Below are 1,122 nucleotides of genomic sequence, written 5' to 3'. Positions count from 1 at the left end.
CGAGCTTCAATCGCTCCTCGCCACCTGGGCCGGCGCCTGCCCCACCTGCCACCGCGACATACCCGCATCCATACCGACCTGACCAAGCCCTACTAATCACGCACGAGGACGTTATGGATTGGACCCGACTCAACCTGGCCCTGACACCGTCAAACCGTACGCCCGCCTCCTCGAGCCGGCTTCAGGAAACACGTGGGGTATGCGCTCATATCCGATATTTTGGATCTTGGTTGCGATTCGAGTGATGCGCCTTACGCCAACAGAATTGTCATTAACGGAGGTGGCGCGTTTAGATCGGGATACGACAGGCGGTGCGCCCAGAATCGGGTCCCGCACACTGAGTCCGGGAAGTGGAGCTTGGCCATGCGTGTCCTTCTCAACGCCACCGCCCCATCCCTCACCGTCAAGGAGCCCATCAGGGCTCGCCTGATCAGCGATGCGCCCCGGCCCGCCGACAACCATGGCGATGTGACCCAGGCGCTGGAACACCGGCCCGAGGCAGCAGCCGCTGCCCGGCAGGTGGCGGGTGCCGCGCTCAGGGACTGGCAGATCGCCGCAGAGGATGTGGATGCGGTACTGCTGGTGGTCTCCGAACTGGTCACCAACGCCGTCGAGCACGCCCAGCCGCCCCTGGCCCTTCATCTGCACCGCGCGCACACCGGCAGCAGGGTCTGGGTCGGCGTCAGCGACGGCGGCACCGCCCAGCACGACGGCGCCTGGACCACCTCCTGCGCCGACGACGAACACGGCCGCGGCATCACCATCATCAGCGCCCTCGCGGAAGCCCACGGCATGAGCACCCACCCCGGCGGCACCACCCACTGGGCACGCCTGCACGCAGCCGCCTGAACCCACAACCGCCAGCCGCCGCATGATGGTGTCCCGCCGAGTGGGCCCTGTTCTTCCGAGCGGCCAAGTGATTCCCAATGTGGTTGTCAAGGTGTCCTGGCCCCGTCGAGAAGGCGCGGACGGTTCATGCCGGCTGGGTGATCGGGGGCGCCTGGGTGAAGCAGTGTCCGTCGCGCTCTACTGAGGTTGTAAGCGTGGTGTCGTCAGTGTGAGGCCGGTCGCGGTGAGGCATCCGTCGACGATCTGACTGCAGTGCTGGATCTGGCGCAGGCC

The 1,122-nt window shown here is 66.2% G+C and carries 1 protein-coding gene; it reads left to right on the top strand.

Going from position 1 to position 1,122, the window contains the following annotated elements; genetic code table 11:
* Window positions 1–363: 363 nt before the first annotated feature.
* The gene (locus ABZ070_RS37475; protein WP_356640690.1) at window positions 364–849 is read left to right on the top strand and encodes an ATP-binding protein; all 486 of its coding nucleotides are present in this window, start codon (window positions 364–366) and stop codon (window positions 847–849) included.
* The last annotated feature ends 273 nt before the right edge of the window (window positions 850–1,122 follow it).

Origin of the sequence: Streptomyces sp. NPDC006283, assembly GCF_040613325.1 — a bacterium.
In the GTDB taxonomy this organism is placed as follows: Bacteria; Actinomycetota; Actinomycetes; order Streptomycetales; family Streptomycetaceae; genus Streptomyces.
The sequence above is the reverse complement of the archived record's forward strand: the minus strand, read 5'-3'. Positions and strand labels throughout refer to the sequence as shown.

Excerpts from the sequence above, each read along its gene's own strand:
- ABZ070_RS37475 (WP_356640690.1), top strand. The coding sequence starts at position 364 with ATGCGTGTCCTTCTCAACGCCACCGCCCCATCCCTCACCGTCAAGGAG.